General features: G+C 61.0%; 19 protein-coding genes. 6 read left to right on the top strand and 13 right to left on the bottom strand.

Features of this window, described 5'->3' with window-relative positions:
• Window positions 1-50 precede the first annotated feature (50 nt).
• From B2X67_RS10445 to B2X67_RS10435, 3 genes are read left to right on the top strand one after another with little or no spacing between them, the layout of a single operon-like run.
• On the top strand, window positions 51-1,226 hold the full coding sequence (locus tag B2X67_RS10445; RefSeq protein ID WP_286785451.1) for an NAD(P)/FAD-dependent oxidoreductase: 1,176 nt from the start codon (window positions 51-53) through the stop codon (window positions 1,224-1,226).
• Window positions 1,223-2,032: an aldo/keto reductase gene (locus B2X67_RS10440; protein WP_286785450.1), complete on the top strand. Its 810-nt coding sequence runs from the start codon at window positions 1,223-1,225 to the stop codon at window positions 2,030-2,032. The genes B2X67_RS10445 and B2X67_RS10440 overlap by 4 nt, the downstream gene beginning before the upstream one ends.
• Before the next feature lie 42 nt (window positions 2,033-2,074).
• Window positions 2,075-2,983 (top strand): metal ABC transporter ATPase, encoded by a 909-nt coding sequence (locus tag B2X67_RS10435; protein WP_286785449.1) that lies wholly within the window; start codon window positions 2,075-2,077, stop codon window positions 2,981-2,983.
• A 142-nt stretch (window positions 2,984-3,125) separates the two neighbouring features.
• Here B2X67_RS10435 and hldE read toward each other — a convergent pair whose 3' ends face one another.
• From hldE to msbA, 5 genes are all read right to left on the bottom strand, one after another.
• Window positions 3,126-4,547 carry a bifunctional D-glycero-beta-D-manno-heptose-7-phosphate kinase/D-glycero-beta-D-manno-heptose 1-phosphate adenylyltransferase HldE gene (gene hldE, locus B2X67_RS10430; protein WP_282340526.1) on the bottom strand — a complete coding sequence of 474 codons (1,422 nt, stop codon included), beginning with the start codon at window positions 4,545-4,547 and terminating at the stop codon, window positions 3,126-3,128.
• Window positions 4,548-4,673: 126 nt separating this feature from the next.
• A complete protein-coding gene (locus B2X67_RS10425) occupies window positions 4,674-5,789 on the bottom strand; it encodes a hypothetical protein (RefSeq protein ID WP_286785448.1) in 1,116 nt (371 codons plus the stop codon).
• A gap of 65 nt (window positions 5,790-5,854) precedes the next feature.
• Window positions 5,855-7,081: an O-antigen ligase family protein gene (locus B2X67_RS10420; RefSeq protein WP_286785447.1), complete on the bottom strand. Its 1,227-nt coding sequence runs from the start codon at window positions 7,079-7,081 to the stop codon at window positions 5,855-5,857.
• 11 nt (window positions 7,082-7,092) lie between these two features.
• Complete coding sequence (locus tag B2X67_RS10415; protein WP_286785446.1) at window positions 7,093-7,884, bottom strand: glycosyltransferase family 2 protein; 792 nt, start codon at window positions 7,882-7,884, stop codon at window positions 7,093-7,095.
• A gap of 85 nt (window positions 7,885-7,969) precedes the next feature.
• Complete coding sequence (gene msbA / locus B2X67_RS10410; RefSeq protein ID WP_286785445.1) at window positions 7,970-9,778, bottom strand: lipid A export permease/ATP-binding protein MsbA; 1,809 nt, start codon at window positions 9,776-9,778, stop codon at window positions 7,970-7,972.
• 100 nt (window positions 9,779-9,878) lie between these two features.
• Between msbA and B2X67_RS10405 the strand changes: the two genes are divergently transcribed.
• Window positions 9,879-10,502, top strand: a complete 624-nt coding sequence (locus B2X67_RS10405) for a lipopolysaccharide kinase InaA family protein (protein WP_286785444.1) — start codon at window positions 9,879-9,881, stop codon at window positions 10,500-10,502.
• Here the strand turns inward: B2X67_RS10405 and B2X67_RS10400 are convergent.
• Window positions 10,499-11,419 carry a glycosyltransferase family 2 protein gene (locus B2X67_RS10400; RefSeq protein WP_286785443.1) on the bottom strand — a complete coding sequence of 307 codons (921 nt, stop codon included), beginning with the start codon at window positions 11,417-11,419 and terminating at the stop codon, window positions 10,499-10,501. The two genes, B2X67_RS10405 and B2X67_RS10400, sit on opposite strands and share 4 nt — an antisense overlap.
• Window positions 11,420-11,610: 191 nt before the next feature.
• Between B2X67_RS10400 and B2X67_RS10395 the strand changes: the two genes are divergently transcribed.
• Both B2X67_RS10395 and B2X67_RS10390 read left to right on the top strand, forming a co-directional pair.
• Window positions 11,611-12,483 carry a hypothetical protein gene (locus B2X67_RS10395; RefSeq protein WP_286785442.1) on the top strand — a complete coding sequence of 291 codons (873 nt, stop codon included), beginning with the start codon at window positions 11,611-11,613 and terminating at the stop codon, window positions 12,481-12,483.
• Entirely contained in the window at window positions 12,461-13,024 is a 564-nt protein-coding gene (locus B2X67_RS10390) for a hypothetical protein (RefSeq protein WP_286785441.1), read from the top strand. Before B2X67_RS10395 ends, B2X67_RS10390 begins: the two co-directional genes overlap by 23 nt.
• 40 nt (window positions 13,025-13,064) lie before the next feature.
• On the opposite strand, the gene B2X67_RS10385 is transcribed toward B2X67_RS10390, so the two are convergent.
• From B2X67_RS10385 to B2X67_RS10355, 7 genes are all read right to left on the bottom strand, one after another.
• The gene (locus B2X67_RS10385) at window positions 13,065-13,949 is read right to left on the bottom strand and encodes a lipopolysaccharide core biosynthesis protein (protein WP_286785440.1); all 885 of its coding nucleotides are present in this window, start codon (window positions 13,947-13,949) and stop codon (window positions 13,065-13,067) included.
• Complete coding sequence (locus B2X67_RS10380) at window positions 13,943-15,013, bottom strand: polysaccharide pyruvyl transferase family protein (protein WP_286785439.1); 1,071 nt, start codon at window positions 15,011-15,013, stop codon at window positions 13,943-13,945. The genes B2X67_RS10385 and B2X67_RS10380 overlap by 7 nt, the downstream gene beginning before the upstream one ends.
• An 11-nt stretch (window positions 15,014-15,024) precedes the next feature.
• The gene (locus B2X67_RS10375) at window positions 15,025-16,170 is read right to left on the bottom strand and encodes a glycosyltransferase (protein ID WP_286785438.1); all 1,146 of its coding nucleotides are present in this window, start codon (window positions 16,168-16,170) and stop codon (window positions 15,025-15,027) included.
• Entirely contained in the window at window positions 16,154-17,911 is a 1,758-nt protein-coding gene (locus tag B2X67_RS10370; RefSeq protein WP_286785437.1) for a carbamoyltransferase family protein, read from the bottom strand. Before B2X67_RS10370 ends, B2X67_RS10375 begins: the two co-directional genes overlap by 17 nt.
• Before the next feature lie 160 nt (window positions 17,912-18,071).
• On the bottom strand, window positions 18,072-19,253 hold the full coding sequence (locus B2X67_RS10365) for a hypothetical protein (RefSeq protein WP_286785436.1): 1,182 nt from the start codon (window positions 19,251-19,253) through the stop codon (window positions 18,072-18,074).
• Complete coding sequence (locus tag B2X67_RS10360; RefSeq protein ID WP_286785435.1) at window positions 19,250-20,248, bottom strand: polysaccharide pyruvyl transferase family protein; 999 nt, start codon at window positions 20,246-20,248, stop codon at window positions 19,250-19,252. Before B2X67_RS10360 ends, B2X67_RS10365 begins: the two co-directional genes overlap by 4 nt.
• A complete protein-coding gene (locus tag B2X67_RS10355; RefSeq protein WP_286785434.1) occupies window positions 20,164-21,321 on the bottom strand; it encodes a hypothetical protein in 1,158 nt (385 codons plus the stop codon). The genes B2X67_RS10360 and B2X67_RS10355 overlap by 85 nt, the downstream gene beginning before the upstream one ends.

Below are 21,321 nucleotides of genomic sequence, written 5' to 3'. Positions count from 1 at the left end.
ACAGGCAGCGGTTTATACTCCCCTTCCGCTTTCGAACGACGAGTCCTCGAATGTCCAACGCTTTGCATACCGATGTCCTGATAGTCGGCGGCGGTGTCGCCGGCCTCTGGCTCAACGCCCGCCTGCGCCGCGCCGGCTATTCCACCGTGCTGGTGGAAAGCGGCGCGCTCGGCGGAGGGCAGAGCCTGAAGTCCCAGGGCATCATCCACGGCGGCGCCAAGTACGCGCTGCATGGCGCGCTGACCGGTGCCTCCGAAGCCATCGCCGACATGCCGCGGCGCTGGCGCGAGGCGCTGGCCGGCAGCGGCGAGCTGGATCTCGCCGGCGTGCGCGTGCTGTCCGAGGCGCATTACCTGTGGTCGCCCGGCACCCTGGCCGGCAACCTCACCAGCTTCTTCGCCAGCAAGGCAGTGCGTGGCCGCGTCGACCAGGTGAAGGGCGAGCAACTGCCGCCGGCACTGCAGCATCCCAGGTTCAAGGGCAAGGTCTACCGACTCGCCGAACTGGTCCTCGACGTGCCGAGCCTGATCGCGCGACTGGCTGAGCTCGCCGGCGACAGCCTGCTGGCCGGTCAGCAGGTCGCTCCCCTCGAAGAAAACGGCCAACTGGTGGGCCTACGGGTCGACGACCGCGAAATCCGCGCGCAGCGCGTGGTGTTCATCGCCGGCGCCGGCAACCAGGATCTGCTCGCCCGCCTGAACCTCGCCCAGCCGGCGATGCAGCTCCGCCCGCTGCACATGGTGCTGGTCAAGGCGCCAACGTTGAAACCGCTCTACGCGCATTGCCTGGGCGGCGGCAGCAAGCCGCGCGTGACCGTCACCAGCCATCCGGCCGCCGACGGCCAGTGGGTCTGGTACCTGGGCGGCGACCTCGCCGAAGCCGACGGCGTGGCGCGTAACGAAGCCGCGCAGATCGGCGCGGCGCAGAAGGAGCTGCACGACCTGTTGCCCTGGATCGACCTGTCGCAGGCGCAATGGGCGACCCTGCGCGTGGGGCGCGCCGAGCCGCAACAATCCGGGCTGACCCGTCCCGACAACGCCTTCCTCGCCGAACAGGGCAAGCTTCTCGTCGGTTGGCCGACCAAGCTGGCGCTGGCGCCGGACTTCGCCGATCGCGTGTTCGTCGCCCTCGAGCGCGACGGCATCCGGCCCGGCGAGAAATCCGCCGCCGACGCCCTGCCGCGCCCGCCGCTCGGCCAGCCGGTGTGGGAGGAACTGTTCGAATGAGCGTCGCGACCCTGCACGACCTGCATCGCCCCCTCGGCAGCACCGGCCTGACGGTGTCGCCGCTCGGCCTGGGCACGGTAAAGCTGGGCCGCGATCAGGGCGTCAAATACCCCAGCGGCTTCCGCATCCCGGACGACAGCGAGGCGCGGCAACTGCTCGTGCTGGCCCGCCACCTGGGCATCAACCTCATCGATACCGCGCCGGCCTACGGGCGCAGCGAGGAACGCCTCGGCCCGCTGCTGCGCGGCCAGCGCAACGACTGGGTGATCGTCAGCAAGGTCGGCGAGGAATTCGACGACGGCCAGTCGCACTTCGACTTCAGCCCGGCGCACGCGCGCCGTTCGCTCGAACGCAGCCTGCAGCGTTTGCAGACCGACTTCATCGACCTGCTGCTGATCCATTCGGACGGCAACGACACCGCGATCCTGCGCGACAGCGGGCTCTACGAGGTGCTGGCCGACTTCAAGCGCGAGGGCAAGATCCGCGCCTTTGGACTATCCGGCAAGACCGTCGAGGGCGGTCTGCTGGCGCTCGAACAGGGCGACTGCGCGATGGTCACCTACAATCTCGCCGAACAGGGCGAGCGCCCGGTGCTCGACCGCGCCGCCGAGCTGGGCAAGGCGATACTGGTGAAGAAGGCGCTGGCCAGCGGCCATGCCTGCCTCGGCACGGGTGTCGACCCGGTGCGCGCCAGCTTCGAGTTGCTGTTTTCGCACCCCGGCGTCACCGGCGCCATCGTAGGAACCATCGATCCGCTGCACCTGTCGCATAACGTGGCGACCGCCGCAACGGTGATCGCCGGATAACAACAAGCCGCCCCAGCGGCGCCGACCTGCCAAGGAGTCAAGATGCCGCGCACCCTCGCCCGCAAGGACCCGAGCTCCTTCAAGACCCTGCCGCTGCTGGTCGAAGCCACCCCGGACGGGCTCAGCTACCGCAGCCTGGGTATGCCGCTCAACTTCACCCAGATGCTCGAACGCCGGCGGCCGCTGCAGATCGACGACGGTCAGCGCTTCTCGGCCGAGCTGGCCAACCTCGGCGTCTCGGTGCGCCTGACGCTGAGCTGGCAAGGTCGCGAGTACTGGATTCTGGTGCGCCAGCGCCGCCACGACCGTGGTGACGTGGTGCTCAAGCTCATCTCCGGCTACGTGCCGGCCCACGAACTGAACCTGCCGCTGCTCACCGCGATCAACGAAGTCGCCGAGGAGTGCCTGCTGGAAACGCCCGACGGCTGGCTCGCCGGACGGTTCGGCGATACCTGGCTGCCGACGCCCTACGAGAGCGTGCTGCGCTACCGCGAGCTGGCGCATTTCCGCCTCAGCCCGCTATCGGGTGCCGCGCGCCCGGTGCAGTGCGGCAACCTGCGCCTGCTCGAGCGCCCGCGCGCCTACGTGCACCTGCCCACCGCGTCGCTGCAACTGGTCTACGACATGCGCCTAGACCTGCCCAAGGAGACGCGCCTGCCGAGCCTGTTCCACGTCGACGAAGTGCTCGAAGAAGGCAAGCTGGTCTCGCGCCTGGATCGCTCACGGGGCGATATCTACCTGGTGGCCCTGGACCAGCGCCGCCCGACCGGCGAGTTGCTGCGCCTCAAGCGCGGCGTGTTGCTGCCGGTGAGCACCCGCGGACTGTGGCTGGCCGAAAGCTTCGCGCCGCAGGAAGGCTGGCTGGTACGCGACGAGCGCGCCCCATGGAAAGACTGGCTGGCCCGACAGAACGTCGCGGCGACGCCGCAGCCGGCGAAAGAGCAGGGTTGAGACGCCCTCCGCCTCACGGCATGTGGGGGCGGTTGGAGCCGAAGCAGGAAGATCGATGAGGTCGAGCCCTCCGGCGCCATCGACGGATGGCCCGCCGAGTTTGGCATCGGCCGGGCCGAAGACACGGCTCGGACGCCAGCCTCTAGCGGCTGCGGATTTTCTCGACGATGGCGGTGGTGGAGCTGTTCTCCACCAGGCCGAGCACCCGCACCTCGCCGCCATAGGCCTTGACGATGGAGGCGCCGACCACGCCCTCGATGCCGTAGTCGCCGCCTTTGACCAGCACGTCCGGCTTGAGCTGTTCGAGCAGGTTTTCCGGAGTGTCTTCGGCAAAGCTGACCACCCAGTCCACCGCGCCCAGGCCGGCCAGCACGGCCATCCGCCGATCCACCGAGTTGATCGGACGGCCAGGGCCCTTCAGGCGACTCACCGAGGCATCGTCGTTGACCGCGACGACCAACCGATCGCCCTGCGCGCGGGCCTGTTCCAGGTAGGTCACGTGCCCCGCATGAAGGATGTCGAAACAGCCGTTGGTGAAGACGATCTTCTCGCCGTGGGCGCGCGCGTCCTCCATCGCCAACTGCAACTGTTCGAGACCCAGCACGCCGCGCTCCGAACCCTCTTCGCGCTGAACCGCGCGGCGCAACTCGGGAGCACTGATCGCCGCCGTACCCAGTTTGCCGACCACGATGCCCGCCGCCAGGTTGGCCAACGCCACCGCCTGGGGAAGCGCCTCGCCCGCCGCCAGCGCGGCGGCCAGGGTGGAAATCACCGTGTCGCCCGCGCCGGTGACGTCGAACACCTCCCGCGCACGCGCCGGCAGGTGCAGCGGCGGCTGATCGGGGCGCAGAAGCGTCATGCCATGCTCGCCGCGGGTAACCAGCAAGGCGCCGAGCTCGAGATCACTCATCAACTGCGCGCCCTTGGCGACCAGATCGGCCTCGTCCGGGCAAGCGCCGACGATCGCCTCGAACTCCACCAGGTTCGGCGTGATCAGCGTGGCGCCGCGGTAGATCTCGAAATTCTTGCCTTTCGGATCGGCCAGCACCGGTATCCCGCGCGCGCGCGCCGCCTGGATCAGCACCTGGTGGTTCTTCAACGCGCCCTTGCCGTAGTCGGAAAGCACCAGCACACGCACCCCGGCCAGCAGGCGCTCGACCTCCAGCGCCATCGCCGCCGCGTCGGTCTCGAACGGTTCCTCGAAGTCCATCCGCAGCAACTGCTGATGACGGCTGAGTACGCGCAGCTTGACGATGGTCGGCTGGTGCGCGATGCGCTGGAAATGCGCCGAGACCTTGGCCGCGGCCAGGCTGTCGCCCAAACTCTGCGCGGCCTCGTCCTCGCCGGTGACACCCACGAGAAACGCCGGCGCGCCGAGCGCCGCGATGTTCAGCGCGACGTTGGCCGCGCCCCCCGGACGATCCTCGATCTGGTCGACGCGCACGACGGGGACTGGCGCCTCCGGAGAAATCCGCGACGTGCCGCCATGCCAATAGCGGTCGAGCATGACATCACCGACCACCAACACCGGGGCCTGATCGAAACGGGGCATGGACAGCTTCATGGGTAACTCCGGACAGCGAAATCGGCGCGGATAATAACATGGCGGGCCGAGGTGACATCCCGCGCAGCCGCCTGGCGCGGCGCCGCAGGAGTCTCGGGTTTAAGCAAGGGGAACGTATCGGCGGCGCTACTTCTTCCAGAAGAAAAAGCCGGACTTTTTCCTTGGCTTCTCTTTTTGTCGCTTTAGCTTTCCGGCCGCTTCGCTCAGTCCGTCGATGCTGATACCGCGCCGGGCGGCATGGTGAAAGGCCTGCAGCAGGAAAACCTGCTCATGCTTCCCCTTGTCGGACAAGTAACGAATCTGCGCCTGCGTGATGCTTCGGCTATCGGCAAATATTTCCGGTACATCTCCGGTAGCGGCCTCGAACTGCAATTTGGTTCGCAGGCATTTCGCACAGACACCGCAGTTGTTCGGCCGGAAAGAGTAGTCCTTGCAGACACTCAGTCCGCTTAGTGCTTCTGGGCTGGAGGCGAGCAACTCCATCTTCTGCACCCGATCGATATCCTGATCCGCAGTTCGCAGAGCGAAACCTGATCCGCAAAAATAGTCGTTGGTAACGCTGCTGGTTCCCCAGGGCCAGAACAGGTATTCCTCGATCCGACTGTAGTCGGCCGCTATTTCCCCGGCGCGGTACTGCATTTCATGCATGAAAAGCAGGCCGGCCAGCACATAGATATGGGCCAGGCCACTGTCGATGCCCAGCGCACCGTAGGCATCGTAGGCGTCGGTCTTTATCCGATAATGGTTTTCGCAGATGCCCGTTGAGAAGCCGGAAGTCTTCTCAAGCAAACTCGAGAACTTCGCATCGTCGTGATAGCGATAGTCCAGGCCATGAACGGTAAGGAGATCCTGCGATTCGCCCCGCGAGACCCGATTCAAAAGATTGTAGGTCGAATCAACTCCTCCCGAATATAAGACCAAGTCCCGATTGGAGCTGGCTCGGGGTGGCGTATGGCTCGTTTCGAAACTGACCGTCACCTCTCCAAACAGCTCAGGCATCCAGGCTTGCCAGACTCGGGACAGCCGACTCAGGTTGTGCGCGAGGGCAGGATCACCCAAACCGGGAATAACCAGGTCCTGTCGTGACGCCATCGCCAACGGCAGCAGCAGGATTGCAGCGAAGTTGTTCGATTGGACATCGAAGCTCCGCCCTAGCGATATGACTCCGATCTCCTGCCCGGCGAACGCCAATTTGCAAACATCGGGCAACACCTCAACTGAACAGTTGGCATCAAGGGTCATAAGCACTCTCAATCGGTAAAGTTCGAAGTTTCCATGCTGCTTGGCGATTTTTTTACTCTGGTTCCTCACCCCAGCTGCCGCTCTGGCTGACGGCCCGACAACGCAAAAGCCCAGGCGACCGGCAACCAGAACCATAGCCACAGAAGATTGGGCGTGGATACGAAGGAGCTGAAATCGAACAGCATCCCCAACGCACCGCCGACCAACACCGCAAGCCAGAACAGCGCCAGCGGCTCTTTTCGTTGCGCCCAGAGCCGGTTCCCGGCAAAAAGCAGCACTGAAACGAAGCCGCTCAGACCAACCAACCCGTAGTTGAACAGCACTTCCATGTAAATGCTGTGGGCGTGCGCGATCAGGACGGGCTTCCCGCCACCCAACGGGCGATGACCCAGCATTCGGCTAAGGCTGGTGTCGGCGCCATGGCCGAATAGCCAGTGGTCCGGCATCAGATCCAGCACCATCGCCCAAATCTCGTCGCGATTGGTCAGCTGTCGGTTGAATAGCTCGTAGGCGAGGCGCTCATGGAAAACCACCACTACGACCATACCAATCGCCAAGCCCGCGAGTAGCAGGCGCCCTCTCTGCCGGGGTTCGACGCCGAAAAGCATCACAATGCCGCAGCCCACCAGGGTGGCCAGCCAGCCCGTTCGGCCATAGGTCAGGTAGATGTAGGCGGCGACAGCCAGCGCACAGCACAGGAGCAACATCTGCAGCCAACGGCCTCTTGCCTGCAGCAGAAGCCAGCAGGCCGTCACGCAGGAAAAGCCGAGCTCGAGGGCCGCCAGAATGCTGTTTTCGAATTCTGCGAAGCCCGGAACGCCGGAGCCTTCGATACTTCCCTTTCGATACTGGAAATTGAGCATGCCCGCCGCGTGCAGGTTGAAGATGCTAAAGAGTGCCACCCCGGCCGACACCACCACCATCAGCATCAACAGCCCCCTCATCGCTCCGGGGGCCTTGCTTACGACGCACTTCACCGCAACCAGCAATGCAATCAGCAATGCCACCCTGCGGGCCGTCTTGCCATCGCCCAGACAAATGCTGTTGGCCGCCAAGTAGGCCATGAAGCCCAGCAGAACAAATGCAAAGGCATTGCCCTGCAAAAAGGGGCGGATGCTTTTCCATTCCGCCAGCGCCAATAGCAGGGCAGCGAACAGGGAGGCGCGGATGAAGGCGGCCCAGGAGGTCGTCTCTCCGTACCAGTAGAAACGGCCGACCAGCAATGCGAAGAACGACAACAGGATGAGCAGTAGCCGGCAGCGTTGTGCAGCATCGAATAGCCGGGAGCTCAAGACAATAGCCCTCAATCGAACCCGCAGAGGGCAGCGCCAATCAAGGCGCCGACGCCGAGGATCGCCAGGGCCGCCATGACGCGCACCGCCCGACGCAGCGCCTTCCTCTTTTTCTTGAGGGCGTCCTGGGGGTTCCAGACGTGATTTTCTCCGCCGATATGCAGGACGGCGTCCGACTCAAGTATGACCGCGAAAAACTGTCGCTCGGCATAAGCCCTGGACAGCCCCGACTCACCTGCCGCCGAGGACTCGAAACGGGCGAAGGGAGCCAGGGGTCGATAGTCCTGCAGGCGACGCAAGCCTGGATTGAAGGTGAATCCCTGCCACGAAGGATTGCTCGACAACAGCCGTGAACACGCCTCGCGCTCGATGACGTAGCGCTCGCCCAGCGAATGAAAGGGGTAACTGATGCGGACGTCGTGGGCAAAGCTTCGCAACCAGACGACGAGCACGGAAGGCATCTGTTCGAGAATTGCCCTGGACGCTTCGACGAAGCCAGGGCGATAGAATTCCCAATCGTCTTCACAATGGAAAATGAAGGGTGTTTTCACCGCCCCATAGGCCAGATCGATGGATGCAAGCTGACCAATCTTCGGTCGATTGACGAAAATTTTCGTGTGCTCCTTCCAATGAGCAGGTAATGCGTCAGCTACCGCATCACTTCCCGAGTCCTCCGTGATGATGACCTGGTTGATTGGCGCGGTGTTGAACGCATCGAAGGTTTCCAGCGTCCTGGCGAGTAGATCGAAACGTCCGCAGCTGGTCACTACCAGGGTGATATCGCTGTTATCACTGAATTTCATCCGAACGGAATCCTTAAGAGGGCTATTGCTTGAATTCTCAGAACGGGATCAAGCCCGGCGTATGGTGGCGGAGGCTACTTGCCAGTCAATCCGAAGGCCGGTCATCCATGGCGAGCTCTTCGAACTTGTCATGCAACTTGGCGTAGTAGCCATTGGCATCCAGCAACTGCTGGTGCGAGCCGCGCTCCACGATGCGTCCCGCGTCCATCACTAGAATGATGTCGGCCTTCTCGATGGTCGACAGGCGATGCGCGATAACCAAGGTGGTGCGCCCCTTCATCACTTCATCCAGAGCGGCCTGGATATGCCGCTCGGACTCCGTATCCAGGGCGGAGGTCGCCTCGTCGAGAATCAGTACCGGAGCATCCTTGAGCAAGGCGCGGGCGATGGCGAGACGCTGACGCTGGCCACCCGACAGCAGCACACCGTTCTCACCGACCAGGGTATCGAAGCCCTGTGGAAGTTGATCGATGAACTCCTTGGCGTAGGCATCTTCCGCTGCACGCACGACAGCCTCCCGCGGCGCCGTGGACAGATCGCCGTAGGCGATATTGTTCGCAACGGTGTCGTTGAACAGCGTGACGTTCTGGGTAACCAGCGCGATATGCTTGCGCAGGTTGCGCAAGCGATATTCCTCGACTGGCACATCGTCGAGGAGGATCGCGCCCTGTTCGCTCTGATAGAAGCGCGGAATCAAGTTGGCGAGCGTGGATTTACCACTCCCAGAGCGGCCCACCAGAGCGACCATCTGCCCCGGCTCGACACGAAAGCTGATGTCGTCGAGGATCAGCTTTTCCGTACCTGGATACGTAAAACTGAGATTACGAACTTCCAGCTTGCCGCTGACGCGTTCCTTCTCTACGGTCCCCTCGTCTTTTTCCGGAACCTCGTCGAGCTGGTTGAAAATGCTCTCCGCACCCGCGAGCCCCTTCTGGATGGTCGAGCTGACCTCCGAAAGCTGGCGAATCGGCTTGGGAAGCAGGCCTGCCGCGGTGATGTAGGCCACCAGGTCACCGACCGTGGAGTCTCCGCGAAGGAACAACACCAGGAACATGAGCAACGCCATGGCACTGTAGGTGACGAACTGGAGGCTCGGAGTGTAGATCGCCGAGGTCCGCGTCATCCGCAACTGCTTGCGCATGTTGTCTTCGCTGGCCGCCAGGAATCGCTGGCTTTCATAGCGTTCGCCGCCAAAGCTGCGGACCACCCGGTAGCCCTGAATGGTTTCAGACGTGACATGCGTCACCTCGCCCATTGCCCCCTGGATTTTTCGACTCTGGCTGCGAAACTTGCGGCTGGACGTGCGTACCATCAGCGCAATGACCGGAAGGATGGCGACCATGACCAATGTCAGTTTCCAGTTCATCCATACCAGATAGCCGAACAGGAAAATAACGGTAAGACCTTCCCTGACCATCACTTTCAGCGCGTCTGTCGCCGCACCGGTAACCATGCTGACGTTATAGGTAATCCGCGAGATCAGGTGCCCGGATGCATGGTTGTCGAAATATCGATTGGGCAATGTAAGCAGGTTATTGAACAGTGCTACGCGCAGATCCTGAACAAGCCCAAGCGCAACTCGAGCCAGATAATACCCCCCCAAAAAAGAACCTATGCCCTGCCATACCGTAATGAGCAACAATGCAAGCGGAACTGCATATAGCAGCTGCATCTCGCCAAGAATGGGCAACTGCGTAATGTTTTTTTCAGGATGGGCAATTCCATCCACGAAGTACTTCAACAGCCCGGCCATCATGGGTTGAGTGGACGCAAAAATAACGTAACCCAGCATACTTACAGCAAACATTATCCAATAACGGCGCACGTAACTTAGCAGGCGCATATACAACCTGAAACTGGACATCGCATTAGGTGTGCTTGTTGAGTCGGTCATTGGCTACTGCTGACGGTGGCGGGGGCCGAGGATTATACCACCAGGGGACAGGGGTCTAAACACTCGTTAGAATCTGGGCACTGATTTGCCGGGAACTACCATGAAGCCACTGAGCCCCACCACCTACCAGACCCTGATTTCAGGCGCCGAGGTACTCGAAGCCGACAGCCATGGCCCCAAGGTGATGCGTCTGGCAGACGGGAATTTTCTCAAGCTTTTCCGACGTAAGCGCCTGATCTCCTCAGAAGCGCTATCACCCTATGCCCAGCGGTTTGCAAATAACGCGGCCACCCTGAGCCGACTCAACGTACCGGCACCGGAAGTAGCCGCCGTCTACCGACTGGATAGCCCCGACCGCACAGCTGTTCAGTACAAAGGGCTTCCCGGGATAACTCTGCGGCAAGCAATGAAAGATGCCAATCCGCCCCGCCGAAAGGAGCTTACGACGAGCCTTGGCCGTCTACTGGCACAACTTCACGAAGCCGGCGTCTACTTTCGCTCCCTGCATCTTGGCAATGTATTACTGCTACCAGACCAACGCTTAGGGCTAATCGACTTTGCCGATATGCGCATTGAGAGGAAACGACTTTCACGCTGGAAGCGACAGAGAAATCTTCGTCACATGCAACGATACGAGGAAGATCGGCAATGGCTATTCCATGAAAACATCGACGCATTAAAAGCAGGCTACACAGAGACATCATCCATAGAGGATATCTTTTAGTTGAGCACTCCGAAAGGCCATGGCTTCTGCGCCTTGAACAAAAAATGTCGTAGCCGCCTTAAGAGTTTCTTATCCCACTGCCGCAACGGCACCTGCCGGAACAGCTCCCACGCATAGCGCTTATCATATATAACGGCATTATGCAAAGCTTTAGTTATAACTCGCGCCCACGCGGACTCATAAGATAAATGCGCACTGTAAGGCTCAATAACCTTCAGATTATATTGATACTCCGTCTTGTAGTCCTTAGAGAGGCTGCATCCGTGCTGACGATAAAAGGTAACCACCTCAGGCAGAATGGCCACACCATAACCCGCGTAAGCAATTTTGAGCGTCATCTGGAAATCTTGAACCTTTATTTCCGGGTCATAATTTCCAACCCTTTCCATGGCGTCAGATCGATACATGGCAACGTTACCACCCACACAAAGAGCGACGGCCAGCGCCTCTGAGAAGTTGAAACGCAAGACGCTCTTACGCTTCATATTTGTAGGAAGCATATTCCCACGCTCATCTATGGGAATGGTTTTACCACCGAGACAACCAACCGAGGGGTGCGCAAGAAGATAATTAACTTGCAAATAGATACGACCCGGAGGCATCAAGTCGTCCGCATCGAAGGTAGCTATAAACGCCCCTTCAGCATAAGCAAGTCCCGCATTTAGTGCAGCACTCACACCCTGATTAGACTGGCAAAAAAATCTCACCCGCCGCACCAAAGACCAAGACTCACATCCGGCGATCGCCCGCTCAATAACAACCACACTATCATCCGTAGAGCCATCATCCACAATGATCAACTCAAAGTTCGGGTAATCCTGTGCCAAAATACTCAACAACGCCTGGCCAACATAAGCCGAATAGTTGTAGCAAGGCACTATTACGGAGACCAGCGGAGAAATTTCACCTGAAGACATAGCTCACCGACACCAATATCCGACAACAAAGTGCTTCCAACAACCAACTAACAAATTGGTCCATTTTATACAAAAAAATGACGCCCATCAACATAATTCAGGATGGTAGAATTAATAATTAAATCCCAGATAACCCATAGAAAACCTAAGTGCGAAATGGTAGACAGACAGAGCCATAGGAAGGGCAGAGAATGAAGTCAGGCATCACCTCTATAAAACCAGAGATTGTGTTCTTCGACACGATCAAATTCCTCCCCACGCCCAAGGCACTGTTGCCTATAGGCCGTAAAAAAAAGAAAGGGCCGAGCCTTTACGCCCGTGGAGGTGAGCACCCCTATGAGGCTGGTGCCTGGGCGTTTTGGATTCCCACTCTTCAAGCAAAATTTCTCTACGCCGACAATGGCATGATCGATTGCAGATTTCCCGGCGCTCCCACGCGAGCCGAAGTCAATCAGATGAAGGCGCGGTTGGACGAGTCTCCAAGCGGCGCAGGGAGTTATACGTGGAGGGACTGGCTAAACGCTTATAACAAGTCAGCCATTCGAAGAACTGCGGAAATTTATCTCGCAACTGAGCGACTGAGTCGGGCCGGGCTCGGCCCCGCCCCCCTTGGCATCTGTGTTGCACACTCGCTCATCTCAGATACCGGGCAGGACATTGGAACTGCGTTTGGGATCATGACGGAGGATGCAACAAAGCTTCCAAGGAAGGCCGAAGGCACAGAGGCGTCGATGATAGCAGCAGGAGTGTTGCCCGACAAAATTCGGAGTTGCACTCGACAGCAGGTCAATGGCTACATAGTTGATCTGAACTCAGTAGTCGGCGTGATGCCGCAGGAAGCAGACGGGGAAGTCGATTATATAGAAATCCATATAATTCGTACCTTTCAAAAGGAAAAACAACAATTACTGACACAACAAAAGGCACAACTCCATGCCCATATCTCAAACCCAAGCAAATCTGGAACTCAACGAGAAACTGACTCTGTACGTAGACCCACGAAAAATAGATCTTTACGCTGGTTCAAAACACCCTTTAAGCGTGCTAACAGCACAGAAAACTAAATGGCTACCGGTTTTCTTCCGGAAATGGACGAACAGAACGATCACACGCCATCACCCCTTTCTTGTACCCGAAAGATGGCTACCACCGTTAGTCAACATTGTACAAACGGAAAAATACTGCAGAGTAGAAAGCCTCATCGAGAATATTGAAAACTACCATAGATCGTCATGGTATGAAGACCTTAAAAAGGAACTCGAAGAGAAAGGAAAAACCCGGCATAAGAACATAAAAATAAATTCAACCGAAGAGCTTAATTCATTCTTCAAAAATTACGCTTGTGAACTAATTTCAAGTATGCAAGAGAAAGGCTACATAGACGGCAAAGGGCACGACGTTGGCGCTGCGTTTATCCTGGGGAATGGAACCATAGCAAAGGCCGCCAGTGGCAATCACCGTTTTTTCGTCGCCAAGAAGCTTGGACTAACTAACATCCCGATCAGGATCGTAGGTATAGATCCAAAGGCACTTGAAGACCACGCCGCTTTGAATTTCCCCTCAATAATTAAGGCACTAGAAGGCGCACAAGAGCGATACATCTAAGAACCAGCCCTGTCGTGCCCGCGTCCAAACCGTCAAAACCTTAACCAGCCCTACCGAGGCTCTTTACCAGAAGGGCGTCCAAGTTATCGAGAGTTTCGATGCTTGGAACAACCTCCAAAGGGAGACGACTTTCCTTGAAAAGATTGAACATTTCAAATACGCCCCGATTCACCACCCTATCGGCCACGAATTTGAAGCTGGGCAGTATCAGATCCTCGTAGTCGCTATCCAAAGCACTAGGAAGCCCTCCTCCATCCGCTTCTGTCTCGTAGAAACGCCCCCGCGTAGAGCTCAGGTCCATACCTACAAAAATGACAGTACTAAATCCCAAATGGTACGCGAGTTGCAACGCCACGAAAGGCACCGTGCGTGCACAGAAATAGCCTTTGGAAATGTCCGCGCTGAAACCGACACGGTTCTTCTTCTTTGATAGCAGAGAGAAGTTGGAGAAGTAATCTGGATTGTTTCTTATGAGCCAAGCGAATTTGCGGTCCGTTATCCCGCGTCCACTCCAAGGCCTGTTTAATCGTTCGAAGTGATAAGCAGGACATGCAGGTCTGAAATTGCCAAAGCTGTTCAGCAGACTATCGATGACCGATACGCTGACTGCCATGTTCTGCGCGCAATGCGAAGCTTCCACCACGGTGCGCGGGCTCGCTGCCGGAAAGTTGGGATCGTCGCAGACGTAGAAAAAGGGCTGAACGCGCGCCTTCTGAAAACCAATGATAGAGCCGTTGACCGCAAACATCGGGATATGCGCGTAGCGCTCGATGGGAAACCTCCGAACGGAAGGCCCTGATGCCACGATGAAAGCCGGGCCACTGCAGGTACCCTTCAGGGCCGCCAGGCTTTCGAGATCGAACAGCCCGACTCCGTCATTGACCACGCCCAGCGCACCGTTCGGCCGCTCCTCCAGCGTCAACATTTTCCCTCCCGACGTGCCGTAGCGACGCTATCGGCTATTTGCTGGAACATCTGCCGGGCCCGCGCGCGAGCCTGCTCCAGAAAGATCTCAATGTGCCCGAGTTCGGCGTCACTGAATGCCATCGCCTCACGCGCCGCCATACCGGCGGCATAGGAATCGACCATTCGCGACGGCAGGCAGACCTCATCGAGAAGCGCCTCGATCTTGTGGGTGTTGGAAGAAATGGCGAAGAACGGCGTTCGCGTGAGCAGGCACAGGGTCACACAATGATACCGGCCGGTGATCACGCCTTCGCTGCAGGCGAGCGCATTCAGAAAGTCTTCGGTCGACAGTTCCGCATAGCGCCAGCGCAGGTATCCGGCGCCCTTCTTGGTGGCAGGGTCGCCGGGGTTGAACAGGCGGCTTTTGAGGATATCCAGTAGCAGCCGCAGTCTTTTCCAGCAACTGCGCAGGGCATAGCCGGAAAAGCCCTTGGAGAACTGCAGCGGCGGCAGCGTGCGGATGCTCACATAGCGCACGGACCGCGCGTCCGCCATGCACGCGACTCCCCATGCCTCCGCCAGGCGCTCTCTGAGTACACTGCCGTTGATGATGAAGCCTTGCCGGCGGCGCGGCTCGCGCGGCGCAAGAGACAGCGTAAGGTCAGGTACGACCGTGGACTGAACGCCCTCCGACGCAAGCTCCGCCTGGCTTCTTCCGTCACGGACATAGATACCGGTGAAATCCGCGGCATACTCGGACAATCTCTGGTTGTCCTGCCAGACGCTGTTCACCAGGTAGCAGGGGACGCCCTGCTCGCGGCAATAGCGGGCGAGGTGCCCGTAGCGCATCGCCTGTTTCGCATCGTGATGCATCGTCCCTTCGCCGTTGACGATGCAAACATCGACCTTGCGGATGTCTCGCCTGAGCTTCTCGTCGCTCGCCCAGTCGTGGCCTATCGGGCAGGAACGCGCGATCTCGATGCCAGCGTCTGCGCACAGCGAGAAGAGCTGCGCCATCACTACCTGGCAACCGTGGTGCTCGTCGTAAGAGGTATCGTTGAACACGATGGCGCGGATTGGCATGTCGATAGCTCTCATCGGCGGGAAGAGACGTCCTCGGACCAGCCGCCTTCGAGCGCCCAGTGTGCCCAGAAACGCCGGGTTACGGCGGCATCGCAGTAATGGGCCTGCAGTTGATCGAACATGACCTGTGCACAGGTTTGCCGTTGCTCATCGGTCAGCCTGGACAGCTGTGCGATGCCCTCGGCCAACCCGCGGTCATCCGCGAACCGGAACAATATGCCCACCCCGCTCACCACCTCGCGCCCTCCTCCGCAGTCGCTGCAGATGATCGGCACACCCGCGGCCATGGCTTCCAGCAGCACCATGCCGAAAGGCTCGTGGTCGGAGCTCAGCGCGAAGACGTCGAAGGCCTTGAAGTAGCGACGTGCATCGGGCACCTGGCCGAGGAACGCGACCTTCGGTGCGATGCCCAGCTCGTGGGCAAGAGCCTTGAGTTCGCTCTCCAGGCGACCGGTTCCGATGATCGTCAGCAGGCTGTTGGGCGGCAGCTCCGGCAGCGCCGCGGCGAAGCCACGCAGCAGTGTCGCCTGATCCTTGTCCGGATGGAGGCGGCCGACGTTGCCGACGATCCAGGCCCCATCCGGCAGACCCAGCTCCGCGCGGGCGGCGGCGCGGTCGATCTGGAGAGCCCGCACGGCGGCCACGTCGATACGGTTGTAGAGCGTCTGGATGCGCTCGGCAGGCCAGTCGGTGAGACAGCGGCGCATGTCGTCGCGCACGGCGTCGGAAACGCCGAGCAGCGTCAGGCGACGGCGAAAGAGGCCGACGAACGCGCGGCGCATCAGCCGCGTGTAGATGCCGAATGCGTGGTGCACGCCAATCACCGGCAACCGGGTGGCCAGGCAGGCGATGTAGATCGGCTTGAAACGGTGGGCGATGCACAGCTGCACGCTGCGAAGGCGGGCGATCTGGCGAATCTCGCGGATGGCGCGCAGCTTCAGGCCGCGGATGTCCCGGGAGCTGTAATCGAGGAACAGCACCTCGTCGGACGCGCAACCGGCCGCTACCGCCGGATCGGGCGCGCCGGTCAGGAACACCGTAGTCACCTTGTAGGGCGTCCCGGCGAACAGCACCGCGTACTGACGGGCGCAATCAAGGAAGGGCCCGTCATAGCCATGGCAAACCTGCAGAACGCGCGGCTCAGCCGATGGGGTCATGCCAGTCCATCCCGTCTTTGGCAACCAGGATGTCTTCCATGATCAGGTACGGAAGATCGGACCCGTAGAACATGTTCAACGCATCGGTCGGCGAGCACACCATCGGCTCACCACGGCGGTTCAGCGACGTGTTCAGCGAGACACCGTTGCCGGTGAGGTCTTCCAGCGCCTTCATCATGTCGTAGTAGCGCGGGTTGTACTCGCGCTTGAGCACCTGGGCGCGGGAGGTGCCATCCTCGTGGACGACCTCGCCAACGCGGTTCTTCCACTCGTCGTTGACCTCGAAGGTGAAGGTCATGAACGGCGACGGATGGTCGACCTTGAGCATCTGCGGGGCGACGGTATCGAGCATCGACGGGCAGAACGGGCGCCAGCGCTCGCGGAACTTGATCTGCGCGTTGATCCGGTCGGCGACGCCGGCCACGCTCGGGCAACCGATGATCGAGCGTCCACCCAGCGCACGCGGGCCGAACTCCATGCGCCCCTGGAACCAGGCGACCGGATTGCCGGCCACCATGATCTGGGCGATGCGCTGCGGCATGTCGTCGATGCGCTTCCATACCGGCTGGCTCGGGTGACGCGCGCAGGCAGCGATGATGTCCTCGTTGGAGTAGGCCGGGCCGAGATAGACGTGCTCCATCTTCTCCACCGGCACGCCGCGCTGATGCGAGACGTAGGCGGCCGCGCCCACCGCGGTACCGGCGTCGCCGGAGGCCGGCTGGACGAACAGTTCCTTCACCTCGGGCCGCGCGATGATCTTCTGGTTCAGCTTGACGTTCAGCGCGCAGCCGCCGGCGAAGGCGATCTTGCCGGTCTGCCTGATGATGTCGCCCAGGTAGTGATCCATCATCTGCAGCGCGAGCTTCTCGAACAGCGCCTGCATGCTCGCCGCGTAGTGGATGTAAGGGTCGTCGGCGATGTCGCCTTCGCGCTTGGGTCCCAGCCACTCGATCAGCTTGGGCGAGAAGTAGAAGCCCTTGCCCTTCTCCTTGTAGCGGCGGAAGCCGATGACGTTGGCGTAGTCGGTGTTGATGGTCAGCTCGCCGTTCTCGAAGCTGGCCAGCCGCGAGAAATCGTACTTGGCCGCGTCGCCGTAGGGCGCCATGCCCATCACCTTGAACTCGCCGTCGAGCATCTCGAAGCCCAGGTACTCGGTGATCGCACCGTACAGGCCACCCAGCGAATCCGGGTCGAAGAACTCCTTGATCTTGTGGATCTTGCCGTTCTCGCCGTAGCCGAAGAAGGTGGTGGCGTACTCGCCCTTGCCGTCGATACCCATGATCGCGGTCTTCTCGGTGAAACCCGAGCAATGGTAGGCGCTGGAGGCGTGTGCCAGGTGGTGCTCGACCGGCTCGATGCGGACCTTCTTCAGGTCGAAGCCGAGTTGCTGCAGGCACCATTCGATGCGCTTGTGATAGCGCTTGTAGCGGCGGTTACCGAGCAGGATGGCGTCCAGTGCGCGGTCCGGCGCGTACCAGTAGCGCTTCGCGTAGTGCCAGCGCGCCTTGCCGAAAATGCTGATGGGCGCGAACGGAATCGCCACCACGTCGACATCCGCCGGCTGGATGCCGGCCTGCTCCAGGCAGAACTTCGCCGACTCGTAGGGCATGCGGTTCTTCGCGTGCTTGTCGCGAACGAAGCGCTCCTCTTCCACTGCCGCGATCAACTTGCCGTCGATGTACAGCGCGGCGGAGGGATCATGACTGAGCGCGCCGGAAAGGCCGAGAATCGTGAGTGACACAGCGTTGCCTCTTGAGTTTGGATGACCACGTCAAGTGGGTCGTGCCCGGCGCGAGGCCGGCCGCGGCGACCTTCATCCGGAAGGGGGAAGCGGGGCGGCACCGAGCAGCAAAAAACAGGGATTATATCGCGGCGCCCGTCGAAATCGGTAATTCAGCCCGTCACTCAAGGTCGCGTCCGGCGCCTCGCCGCGTCAAGCGGCGAAAATGCCCCTTGAGCCGGGCAAATCGCTTGCGCCACTTCAGGCGCAGCACGGCCAGCCATATGGGCCGGCGCAATTGCCGCTGCAAGGCGGCGATCAATGCACGCTCTTCCGGCCGATTCTGCCTAAGCAGTTCGATATTCTCCTCCAGGTAGATGCGCAAGCCATCGCGCGGGAGAAGAATGCCCGCAACGTCCCGGGTCTCCAGCGGCAGCGGGAAGCAGGTGAACTGTTCGAGGCGATTCAGCGCATGCAGGGAAACCATGGTCCGCAGGCATTTTTCACAGCGGCAGCAGTTGTACATCCCGTCGACCTTGCCCCAGCACACCCGCAGATATGTCTGCGCCAGCGGCTCGCTGGAGATGCGCTTGATCTTGTCGATCCGCTCGGCCTCGCAGGCATCGTGGACGATGGCGAGACGTTCATCGGAAAACAGCGGATCGGTATCCAGCCAGGAGCCCCAGGGCTTCTGGTGCCGCAGGCTGTGGGTCCCGGGAACGCGCACTTCGCCGATATCGCCGGCCAGCGCGCGGGCGACACTCATCAGGGCGAAGCCGTGCCCGTGAATAGGCCAGGAGCCGAAGTCCTGGATCACCTTGCCGAGATTGCTTTCCACCTCGATGAAGCGCGTCCCGGTGCCCTCGGCCACGGCGGCTCCCATCGCGCTCACCGCCGCACGTCGCGGCAGGTCGTCCAGGCGCACGTCGAAGCCGTGGATGTACAGGATGTCGGTAAGCTCTTCCCGCCCTTTGATCAGGGTGAAGAAGGAGTCGACGCCGCCGGAAAAGAAGGCCGCCTTGCGCGGCCCGGCCTGCGGGGCCGGCTGGTACATCGAATCGGCCTCGATCGGCACCGCGAAATATTCGTCGAAGCTTGCCTCGAACAGCGCCATTACCTGCCTGACACTCGCCAGGTAGGTCGCCGACAGCGCCCCCTTGACCCGAATCGGCCGACGCAGCTTCATCGCCGCCAGCAATGCCAGCGGCAGCGCCGCATCGAGTCCGGGCTGCCGTTGCAAGCCGTTGCTGCGGATGAAGACGTCGTAGCGCCGATCGCCGAGGTCGACGCGGTAGGTCACCGTCGATTTCTCCGACGGCTCGCGCGACCAGTCCAAGGAAAGCTCTGAAACGATGATGCTCACGTTGTGGACTCCGCTTCGGCGATGCCTGGTTCGCCAGCGTGGACGCGACTGAACGCCCGGCCGAACTCGGCGGCGATCTCGAGTTTCAGCGACTCGATATCCAGCGGCGGCGGATTCCAGTCGATCCCGCGCGCCAGATGCAGGTTGCGCAACGCGGCCAGGGGCCCGGAATTGTGCACGTAATGGATACCCACCAGGTCCTCGATGATCTTCACCCGATAGTCGTCGCGCCGCGCCGCGTCGTAGAGAAACACGACGGGAATGCCCATGGCGATGCAGGGCATCGCGCAATGGATCTTCGAGGTGATCACCAGACGCGCGCGTCGGCGGTACTGGTCCAGCAGTTCGCCGGCCAGCTCCAGGCGCAAACGCGTGTTGCCGATCGGCAGGCGCAGCTTGGCCTGGTCGACGACGACCGCACGTTTGCGAATCGAAGCCGGCACCGTCCGCCGAGCCGCCGGGCTGAGGCCGACCAGAAACACCTCGCCCTCCCCTTCGGGCGACCGCTCGCGCCGTGGCAGGGTCAGGGTCACGCAACGGCTGTAATACGCCTGCACGCCATGCCGTTCGAGCAGTGCCTGCGTGCCGCGATCCCTGCAGCCGATGGGCTGCCAGCGGCGCAGGTAATCGATGCCTTCGGGGGAGCAGATCACCGCCTGCGCGGGGGCCGAGATATGGAACGCGAAGAACACCGGGCTCACCTGGGCGGAGGGCGGCCAGTTCCCGGTGTTCATGAAGAAGCCATTCATCGGCACGGTGCAGGGCTCCGTGACCTGGTTCAGGGCCTCACGCGACACATAGCCATCGACGCGCGGCACCAGGCGGCTGACGGCCAGTGTCTGGATATCGTCACCCAGATTGACGAATCGCTCGAATATCGCGCCGGTGTATTCCAGCAAACAGATCGGCCTCACGTGGCGTTCCTTATTTTCCTGATAACCCGCCGCCATTTGCCGCGTATTTTCCTGCCTCGCAGGATCAGCCTGTTGCGCCACTGCGGTCGCTCCAGCACCTGTTGCCAGGCCCGGGCCAGAGGGCTGTCGCCCAACCCGCGGGCCGACAGCAGGCGGACGTTCTCACGGGCGAACTTGATCAGGGATTCGTCGTACATCACCAGGGCGCGGACGCGCTCCAGGGCCACCTGTGGCGGAAAGGTCGCGCTGTCTTTGAGAACGCCCAGGGCCGCCAGGGATGTCATGGTGCGCAGGCATTTCTCGCAGCGCCCGCAGTTGTAGCTGCCCTCGACCCGCTCCCAGCAGACCCGCAGATGAGCCAGCGCCAAAGGGTCCGCGGCCAGCGCCTCGACCTTGTCGATCCGTCCGGCCTCGCACCCGTCGTGGATGACCTCCAGACGCTCGTCGGAGAACAGCGGATCGGTCTGCGGATGGGATGCCCAGGGCATCAGGTCGGCTTCGGCGAACGAGGACGGAATGTAGATCCGGTCCAGATAGTCGGCCAGATGGCGCGCGGCGCTGCCCAGCCCGTAGCCGTGGCCATGCAGTCCCCAGCGCCCGAAATCCTTGAACAGACGGATGGCGTTGGTCTCCAGCTCGATGAAGCGCACACCGGTCGCCTGCTCTATCGCGCGGCCCATTTCGCTGATCGCTTGGCGCCGCGGCAGGTCGTCCAGCGCGACGTCGTAGCCGTGCACGAAGATCAGGTCGGTGATTTCGTCGCGGTGCTTGAGGAAGGTGTAGAACGAGTCGACTCCGCCGGTGAAGAAACTGCCGACACGCCCGGTGGCCGCTTTCGGGCGGGAAACCAGGGACTGCGCGGTGATCGACACCGGCCGATAGCGCGCAAACCAACCGGTGAACGTCTGCATGAGCTGGCGCTGGTTGGCGAGGAACTGCGGCGAGAGCACGCCCGGCAAGCGAAGGTCGGTATCGGTGGCCATCGCCCCCAGCGCGGCCATGGCCAGCAGCGCTTCGCCATCGCCGGACAGCGGAATGCCTGCGGCGGCAAAATAGACCGGGTAGCGCCGCTCGCCGAGCTGCAGCTGATAGTCGATCCGGATGCCGCTCGAAGTGCCCGGCGCCAGCGAAGCGACCTGCCGGGTGTCCGTCAT

The sequence above is a fragment of the Pseudomonas sp. UBA3153 genome (assembly GCF_002364635.1).
Taxonomy (GTDB): Bacteria; Pseudomonadota; Gammaproteobacteria; order Pseudomonadales; family Pseudomonadaceae; genus Pseudomonas_O; species Pseudomonas_O kuykendallii.
Note: the sequence above shows the minus strand (reverse complement) of the source record. Positions and strands in the feature narration are given on the sequence as shown.

Excerpts from the sequence above, each read along its gene's own strand:
- B2X67_RS10400 (WP_286785443.1), bottom strand. The coding sequence starts at position 11,419 with ATGTCTTCAGGTGAAATTTCTCCGCTGGTCTCCGTAATAGTGCCTTGC.
- B2X67_RS10435 (WP_286785449.1), top strand. The coding sequence starts at position 2,075 with ATGCCGCGCACCCTCGCCCGCAAGGACCCGAGCTCCTTCAAGACCCTG.
- B2X67_RS10425 (WP_286785448.1), bottom strand. The coding sequence starts at position 5,789 with ATGACCCTTGATGCCAACTGTTCAGTTGAGGTGTTGCCCGATGTTTGC.
- B2X67_RS10380 (WP_286785439.1), bottom strand. The coding sequence starts at position 15,013 with ATGCCAATCCGCGCCATCGTGTTCAACGATACCTCTTACGACGAGCAC.
- msbA (WP_286785445.1), bottom strand. The coding sequence starts at position 9,778 with ATGACCGACTCAACAAGCACACCTAATGCGATGTCCAGTTTCAGGTTG.
- hldE (WP_282340526.1), bottom strand. The coding sequence starts at position 4,547 with ATGAAGCTGTCCATGCCCCGTTTCGATCAGGCCCCGGTGTTGGTGGTC.
- B2X67_RS10440 (WP_286785450.1), top strand. The coding sequence starts at position 1,223 with ATGAGCGTCGCGACCCTGCACGACCTGCATCGCCCCCTCGGCAGCACC.
- B2X67_RS10405 (WP_286785444.1), top strand. The coding sequence starts at position 9,879 with ATGAAGCCACTGAGCCCCACCACCTACCAGACCCTGATTTCAGGCGCC.
- B2X67_RS10445 (WP_286785451.1), top strand. The coding sequence starts at position 51 with ATGTCCAACGCTTTGCATACCGATGTCCTGATAGTCGGCGGCGGTGTC.
- B2X67_RS10415 (WP_286785446.1), bottom strand. The coding sequence starts at position 7,884 with ATGAAATTCAGTGATAACAGCGATATCACCCTGGTAGTGACCAGCTGC.
- B2X67_RS10355 (WP_286785434.1), bottom strand. The coding sequence starts at position 21,321 with ATGACGGACACCCGGCAGGTCGCTTCGCTGGCGCCGGGCACTTCGAGC.
- B2X67_RS10385 (WP_286785440.1), bottom strand. The coding sequence starts at position 13,949 with ATGTTGACGCTGGAGGAGCGGCCGAACGGTGCGCTGGGCGTGGTCAAT.
- B2X67_RS10375 (WP_286785438.1), bottom strand. The coding sequence starts at position 16,170 with ATGACCCCATCGGCTGAGCCGCGCGTTCTGCAGGTTTGCCATGGCTAT.
- B2X67_RS10395 (WP_286785442.1), top strand. The coding sequence starts at position 11,611 with ATGAAGTCAGGCATCACCTCTATAAAACCAGAGATTGTGTTCTTCGAC.